General features: G+C 66.8%; 5 protein-coding genes. All 5 read right to left on the bottom strand.

Features of this window, described 5'->3' with window-relative positions; translation table 11 throughout:
- Positions 1-1,385, bottom strand: a 1,385-nt coding sequence (locus CQZ88_RS04160) for a cation-translocating P-type ATPase (RefSeq protein WP_146034248.1), incomplete at its 3' end; no start/stop codon positions are given.
- 76 nt (positions 1,386-1,461) lie between these two features.
- Entirely contained in the window at positions 1,462-1,599 is a 138-nt protein-coding gene (locus CQZ88_RS30425) for a hypothetical protein (RefSeq protein ID WP_180986942.1), read from the bottom strand.
- A gap of 137 nt (positions 1,600-1,736) precedes the next feature.
- A complete protein-coding gene (locus CQZ88_RS04150) occupies positions 1,737-1,979 on the bottom strand; it encodes a DUF2892 domain-containing protein (RefSeq protein WP_102799289.1) in 243 nt (80 codons plus the stop codon).
- A gap of 302 nt (positions 1,980-2,281) precedes the next feature.
- On the bottom strand, positions 2,282-5,530 hold the full coding sequence (locus CQZ88_RS04145) for a beta-phosphoglucomutase family hydrolase (protein ID WP_308410787.1): 3,249 nt from the start codon (positions 5,528-5,530) through the stop codon (positions 2,282-2,284).
- Positions 5,527-7,950 carry a phosphoketolase gene (locus tag CQZ88_RS04140; RefSeq protein ID WP_102799288.1) on the bottom strand — a complete coding sequence of 808 codons (2,424 nt, stop codon included), beginning with the start codon at positions 7,948-7,950 and terminating at the stop codon, positions 5,527-5,529. Before CQZ88_RS04140 ends, CQZ88_RS04145 begins: the two co-directional genes overlap by 4 nt.
- Between the last annotated feature and the right edge of the window lie 226 nt (positions 7,951-8,176).

Raw genomic sequence — 8,176 nt, 5'->3', positions numbered from 1 at the left:
GCCGAGGTCTCGAGGGCGGTGGCGTTCTTGAACAGCACGCCGCGCTTGGCGCCCAGGCCGGTGCCGACCATGATCGCCGTCGGGGTGGCCAGCCCCAGCGCGTCGGGGCAGGTGATCACCACGACGGTGATGGCGAACAGCAGTGCCCTCTGCACGTCACCGTCGACGAGCCACCACACCAGGAAGGTGCCCACGCCGCCGATCAGGGCGACGAAGACCAGCCAGAACGCGGCCCGATCGGCCAGGCGCTGACCGGGGGCCTTCGAGTTCTGCGCCTCCTGCACCAGGGCGACGATCTGGGCGAGGGCGGTGTCGGAGCCGACCTTGGTCGCCCGGACCCGCAGGGTGCCGGTGGTGTTGATCGACGCACCGATCACTTCGGCGCCTTCGGCCTTGGTCACCGGCAGGGACTCCCCGGTGACCATCGATTCGTCGACCTCGGAGCTGCCCTCGACGACGACACCGTCGACCGGGATCTTCGCCCCCGGCCGGATCAGCAGCAGATCCCCGACCACGACCTCGGCGGTGGGGACCTCCACCGGCTCACCGCCGCGCAGCACCACCGCTTGTGGGGGCGCGAGTTCGAGCAGGGTGCGGATGGCCTCGTTGGCGCCGCCGCGGGCGCGCATCTCGAACCAGTGCCCGAGCAGCACGAACGTTGCCAGTACGGTCGCGGCCTCGTAGAACACCTCGCCGCCGCCGGTCAGGGTCACACCCACGCTGTAGAGCCAGCCGGCGCCGACCGCGACGGCGACGAGCACCATCATGTCCAGGGTCCGGGCCTTCAGCGCCCGGTAGGCGCCGTCGAAGAAGATCCACGACGAGTAGAAGATCACCGGAATCGACAACACCAGGGAGAAGATGTCGTCGCGCAGGCCGAACGGTGCCGGCACGGTGAACCCGAGCACCTCCCGCCCGATCGGCGACCACAACAAGATCGGGATCGACAGCACCAGCGCCACCAGGAACCGGTTGCGCATGTCCCGCACCATCGCGTCCATCGACATCCCGCCGTGGCCGCCGTGACCCATCAACTGCTGCGGCGTGTGCGCGGCATGTTCGTCGTGCGCGGCATGTTCCTCATGTGCGGCAGGGGCGTGTTCGCGCGGTTCCTCCCGGGGGTCGCACAGGTGCGACGGCACGGACTTGCCCTCGCAGTGGTATCCGCAGTCCCGCACCCAATCGGTAAGGGCCGCCACCGAGGTCACGGCCGGGTCGTAGGTGACGGTCGCGGTCTGATTCACCGCGTTGGCCTCGACTTCAGACACGCCCGGTCGGCGCAGCAGGGTCGATTCGACGGATGCTGTCGACGTGGCCCAGTGCAGACCGCCGACCTCGAGTACAGCGGTGCGTTCGTTTCCGCTTGTCGCGGTGTTCGGTGACATGTCGTTCTCCGGAGTGTGTCGATGCGAGAGGCGCACGAAAAGGGGACGGAAGGCAACGGACGGCACGAACATGCAGCTAGCGGCCCGATCCGTGGCCTCCGTGTCCGGGACCGCCCATCATCATCGCCATCATCAGCACGCAGGCCACGGCGAAAACAACGGCCCCGATGCCCACCGTACCGGTGGCCACGAGCGCAATCGCGATCACCAGCATAGGGATACAGCAAATCACCATCATCGCGCGGTGCCCGAGAGCTCGACGAATTCGACCGGAACGCGAGGGGGCCGGTACGGAGTGCTCGTGTGGGGAGTGCGGGCGATCGGGCCTGTCGGGCATGTGACGGGGGTCGGTCATCGGGCACCTTTCAACGACTTGGGCTGGTAGCCGAGGGCGGCGTAGAGCGGGCAGTGCCCTAGGGCGCCGGTCACCGCGAGGTCGAGACCGGCCAGGATCAGTAGTACTTCCAGTACGGCCACGCCGAGGCCGGGCGACTGGAACAGCAAGGCGATCCCGGCGGCGATCGCGGCCACCCCGACAACGATCCGACCGATGCGCTCGGCAGGGGTGATGTTCAAAGACCATCGACGTGCCATCACAACCGCTCCTTCGCTGGTGGTCCGGGGTGGCTCCCCGGGGATCATGCTTGCCTTCATCCTCGTCAAGAGCGACGTAGATTCGATACGTATCGGATGAGGTTTCGATGAAGATACCGGCGGGCACCCGACGGTGCCGTGACCGACTGCCAGGCAGGCGAGACGAGCACCGTCTCTCGCCGACGCAGTGCCTGCCCCATACCACCTGCCTCCGACCTCGGCTCGAGGCGCTGCACCGGGCCCGCTTTCCGGTACGACGCACACGGTGCCGGGCCGACGAAGCGGTCTCTCGCGCGGCGACGTCACGTCCGGTTCCTCGTCGTCGCGGGCCGCTCCAGCGGGAACTGCAACGTCTGCCCTCCGCCGAGGGTACGATGCACTCCGCCCACATCGACGGTGACCGGGGTGGCGATGCAGCGATGAGCGGTCAGGTACAGCGTGGTGTCGTCGACACGCACGTCGATGCGATGACCTCGGTAGTGCAGTTGGAACTGCAGCTGTCGAATCTCGGGCGGCATCTGCGGGGCGAACACCAGACGGTCCGAATCGAAGCGGACTCCGGCGAAGGACCGGGTGACGATGTCGACGGTACCGGCCATCGCACCCAGATGGATGCCTTCCCGGGTGGTCCCTCCCTGAGTGTCGTCCAGATCGGCGATCAGCGCTTCCCGAAAGACGGACCAGGCGCGGGTGGGATCGATCCGCGCCAACACCGAGGCGTGTACGACCCGGCTCAGGGTCGACCCGTGCGCGGTGCGGGCCAGGTAGTAGTCGACGGTGCGGGTCAGCTGCTCGGCGGTGACGTCGTAGCCGAGCCGGGAGAGCATCGCCAGCAGCTCGGTCGGCCCCAGCAGATACAGCAGCATCAGCACGTCTGCCTGTTTGGCGAGCTTGTAGCGGTTGGTGGTGTCTGCTTCGGCTTCCAGAATCAGATCGAGGCGACCGATGTTGCCGTAGGTGTGCAGATAACGCCGCCAGTCGAATTCGGAGAGACGGTCGTATCCGTCGAACTGGCTGATGAGCCCGTCGTGGAACGGCACCGCCATGCGTCGGCTGAGGTGCCTCCATCGAGTCACCTCGTCGGGGTCGACGCCGAGCCGGTCGAGCAGTTCGTCGCCGTCGGCGCCGGCCAGCTCCGCCACCGTCGCGGCCGCGTGGTGACACACCCACGCGGCCATCACGTTCGTGTAGGCGTTGTCGCGGACGCCGAGACCGGGCGCCTCGGGATACCCGTCGTGGTATTCGTCGGGGCCCATCACCCCGGCAATGTGGAACCGGTCCTCCTGCGGGTCGTGTTCGGCCAGGGAGGCGAACAGGCGGGCCACCTCGATCAGCAGTTCACCACCGCGGTCGCTGAGCCATGCCCGGTCACCGGTGCTCTGGTAGTACTGCCAGGCGTTGTAGGCCACCGCCAAGCCGACGTGCCGTTGCCGGCGGGAGTTGTCGGGCATCCAGCGTCCTGAGCGCGGATTGTACAGCTGGGCGGGGGTTTCCTCCCGCCCGTCGCTGCCGCTCTGCCAGGGAAACAACGCGCCGGCGAGTCCGGCGCAGGCGGCGGCGTCGCGGGCGGCGTCGAGGCGTCGCCACCGGTATTCCAGCAATGACCGGGTCACGGCGGGCAGATGTGTGGTGATCGTCGGCAGGACGAACAACTCGTCCCAGAAAACATGGCCGCGGTAGCCCTCACCGTTCAGACCCCGGGCCGGGACACCGGTGTCGAGGTCTTCGCTGTGTGGGCTGATGGTCTGCATCAGGTGGAACAGGTGCAGATTCAGCACCAGCTGGAGTTCCCGGTCGGTGTCGAGCTGGATGCGGAACCGATCCCACAATCGCCGCCACGCCGCCTCGTGCCCCCCAAGCAGATCGGCCACGCCGCCGGGGACACGGTCGAGCTCGCCGAGAACACTCAACCCCGGGCTCGCGATGGCTGCGTCCTTGGAGGTGGCGATCGCGGCGGTCTTGTCGAGCACCACCGGTTGGTCGTCGTGGACCTCGAGGCGGAAGTGATGCGCAGGGATGGCGGCGGTCGTTTCGGTGCGTCTGCCCCGCACGTCCCCGCTGCGCACGCGGGTGCGCACCGCCGTGGCGATCCGGATGCGAATCTGGCTGGTGTAGGTCTGTACCAGCAACACGTCCGGCTGGACATGTCGAATCGTGGTCGCGGTCAGGTGCCGGCTGGCCAGGGCTGCATAGTCCGCGACGTTCGAGTTGGTCACCGTGGGATCGATGCCGGATCTCACTGCCAGCGTGCCGTTCCAGCCGAGGGGGATCAGCGTGGTCTCGAGCGCCGCCAGACGGAATCGGTGCATCGAGACCACACGTCGTTGCCGTACCTGCAGACGCCGTCCCTGCTCGTCGCGCAGACGTACCTCGCGGGTGAGCAGTCCACGGCGCAGATCCAGAACCCGGTGCTCGTCCTCGACGGTCAGGCCGCCGTCGGACCACCAGGGCCCCGATTCGATCCGCACGTCCAGCCACAGCCAGTTGGCGCTGTTGACCAGATGCTCGTCTTCGACCATCCGTCCATGCACCGTGCTCTTGAGCCGGTTGTACACCCCGGCCAGATACGTTCCCGGGTAATGGGTGTCGTCGGCCCGGCGCTCGGGGGCGGCGCCCCGTACACCCATGTACCCATTCCCGAGAGCGGTCAGCACCTCCCGGTGGCCCTCGTGCGCGGGATCGAAGCCGCGGTAGGTCAACTGCCACGGATCGGCGCGACTCGCCCCGAGATCCAACTCCGACACGTCCCCGAGGACCATGTCCGCGCCCGCCGCCTCGAGAAGTCGGCGGTTCCCCCCGCGGTCGATCCCGACGACCAGCGCAAATCCCCCCCGCCGGGCCGCCTCGATACCGGACCCGGCGTCCTCGACCACGACCGCTCGGCTGGGCGGAACTCCGAGCTCTTCTGCGGCGTGGAGGAACATCGCCGGGTCCGGTTTGCCCGACAGATGTCGCTCGTCGGCGACCACACCGTCGACGATCACGTCGAACATCGCCTCGAGGGCGGCCGCGGACAGGACGGTGGTGGCGTTGCGGCTGCTGGTGACCACTGCGGTGGCGACCCCGCTGGTATGCAGGCGCTGCAGTAGTGCGACCGCGCCGGGGTACACGTGCACTCCCTGTTCGGCGAGCAACGTGTGGTACCGGCTGTTCTTCCGATTACCGAGCGCATGGACGGTCCATGCGTCCTCCGGGTCGTCGGCGGCGCCGAGGGGAAGGCTGATCCCGCGTGCGGCAAAAAACGTCGCGACCCCGTCCGACCGCGGTCTGCCGTCGACATAACGGCGGTACTCGTCGACGGCATCGAACGGAGCCTGCGCCGTCCCGGCGCGCGGGTCGCGTAGCGCCTCGTCGAAGGTCTCCTTCCATGCCCGTGCATGCAGGTCCGCGGTATCGACGAGCACCCCGTCCATGTCGAAGATCACCGCGGAGTAGGGATATTGGGCATGACCGCCGGAATCGGTCCGGCCGTCCGCTTCCGCCGGGATGGTGGGCGCCGTCTGCGGAGGGGCACTGTGGTCCTTCGGCAGCGCCGAACCGTTGCCGCTCACGGGGTGTCCCGAACCGGCGATACCGCAGCGCAGGGATCGTCGGGGGAGGCGCTCCATTGCCAGTTCCGGATCTCGGGCATGTCCTCACCGTAGCGTCGGATGTACTGGCGGTGCGCGATCAAGGTGTTCTTCAGTCTTTCCCGCGCGTGGGCGCCAGCGTCCCGCAGGTGAGGCAACAGATCCAACGCGGTGATCGCCAGATGGAATCGGTCGATCCGGTTGAGCACACACATGTCGAAGGGGGTGGTGGTGGTGCCCTCCTCGACGTATCCCCGGACGTGCAGGTTGGCGTGATTGGTACGTTTGTAGGTCAGCCGGTGGATCAGCCAGGGATAGCCGTGGTAGGCGAATACGACCGGCGTGGCCCGGGTGAACAACGCGTCGAAGTCGGCATCGGACAGCCCATGCGGATGGTCGTCGGCATGTTGCAGACGCATCAGATCCACGACGTTGACCACCCGGATCGCCAACTCGGGGAACAGTCGGCGCAGGATGTCCACGGCGGCGAGCGTTTCCAAGGTCGGTACGTCCCCGGCGCAGCCGAAGACAATGTCGGGTTCGCGACCGCAGTCGGTCCCCGCCCACCCCCAGATCCCGATCCCCTTGGTGCAGTGGGCGATCGCGTCGTCGGCGGACAGATACTGCAGTTGCGGTTGCTTGCCGGCGACGATGAGGTTGACGTACTGGCGACTGCGCAGGCAGTGATCGGCCACCGACAGGAGGGTATTCGCGTCCGGCGGCAGATAGACCCGTACCACGTCGGCCTTCTTGTTCACCACGTGGTCGATGAACCCTGGGTCCTGATGGGAAAACCCGTTATGGTCCTGGCGCCACACGTGCGAGGTCAGCAGGTAGTTCAAGGACGGTATCGGGTGACGCCAGGCAATGGCGTTGGTGGTCTTGAGCCACTTGGCGTGTTGATTGAACATCGAGTCGATGATGTGTACGAATGCCTCGTAGCAGGAGAACACGCCGTGTCGTCCGGTCAGCAGATACCCTTCGAGCCAACCTTGGCACAGATGCTCGGACAGCACCTCCATCACCCGTCCGTCCGGAGCAAGATGCTCGTCGAGGTCGGTGATCGGCAGAGCCCACGCTCTGTCGGTGGCCTCGAGCACCGCCTCCAGCCGATTGGAGTTGTTCTCGTCGGGCGCGAAGACCCGGAACCGCGTCATGTTCTCGGCCATGACATCGCGCAGTAGGCGCCCCAGGATCCGGGTCGATTCGGCGACAGTGACTCCCGGTTCGGTGACCTCGATCGCATATCTGCGGAAATCCGGCATCTTCAGCGGGCGCGGGCCCCCGCCGCCGTTGGTGTGCGGGTTGGCGCTCATGCGCCGATCTCCCGGTGGATGCAGCTCGGCGATCTGGGGAAACGGTGCACCGTCCCGGTCGAACAATTCCTCGGGGCGATAGCTGCGCAACCACTGCTCGAGCACCGTTCGGTGCGAGGCGTCGTCTCGCGCGTTACCGAACGGCACCTGATGCGAGCGCCAGGATCCTTCGACGCGGTGACCGTCGACCTCGACGGGCCCGGTCCATCCCTTCGGGGACCGCAGCACCAGCATCGGCCATCGGGGGCGTTCGGCTCTATCGTCGCGGCGCGCTCGTGAATGGATCACGGCGATATCGTCGAGGGCCCGGTCGAGCGCTGCGGCGAACTGTTGGTGCATCCGTTCGGGGTCGTCGCCCTCGACGAAGTACGGGACGTGACCGTATCCACGCAACAGCGATTCGAGCTCGTCGGAGTCGATCCGTGACAACACGGTGGGATTTGCGATCTTGTAGCCGTTCAGGTGCAGAATGGGCAGCACCGCACCGTCCCGGGACGGATCGACGAACTTGTTCGAATGCCAGCTCGCCGCCAGGGGACCCGTCTCGGCCTCTCCGTCTCCGATGATCACCGCGACCACCAGGTCGGGGTTGTCGAACGCGGCACCGTAGGCGTGGGCCAGGGCATATCCCAGCTCACCGCCTTCGTGGATGGACCCCGGCGTCTCGGGTGCGACATGGCTGGGAATCCCGCCGGGGAACGAGAACTGGGTGAACAGCCGCCGCATGCCGTCTTCGTCGCGGGAGATATCGGGATACACCTCGATGTAGGTGCCTTCCAGCCACGCGGCGGCGACCGGTCCCGGCCCGCCGTGGCCGGGGCCCATCACGTACATCATGTTCAGATCGCGGGCGGTGATGGCGCGATTGAGGTGGGCGTAGATGAAATTCAACCCGGGCGTGGTGCCCCAGTGGCCGAGTAGTCGCGGTTTGATGTGCTCCGGTCGCAAAGGTTCACGCAACAGCGGGTTGCCCATCAGATAGATCTGGCCCACCGACAGGTAGTTGGCGGCTCGCCACCAGGCGTGGATGCGATCGAGGTCTTCGTCGTCGAGAGGTTGCGCTGTTTCCGGCTGGCTGGTCGTCACGGATACTGCACCACTTTCTTTTTCACATCGCTGACGTGTCCGTTTCCCAAAGGCGGGCGGCTGTTCCGCTGAGGATTCAGTTCAGTTCACAGGCAGGATCAGCTCACATACTGACCACCGGGCGTCATGCCGACAGATCCACGCCCGGCCGTGTGCGCATCCGGCGGCCGTCTTCTCGTCCTCGAGGCCGGACTGCGGGGTTGCGTCCATCAGGATGGTGTACGAG

This window comes from Rhodococcus sp. ENV425, from assembly GCF_002887785.1.
In the GTDB taxonomy this organism is placed as follows: domain Bacteria; phylum Actinomycetota; class Actinomycetes; order Mycobacteriales; family Mycobacteriaceae; genus Rhodococcus; species Rhodococcus aetherivorans.
Note: the sequence above shows the minus strand (reverse complement) of the source record. Positions and strands in the feature narration are given on the sequence as shown.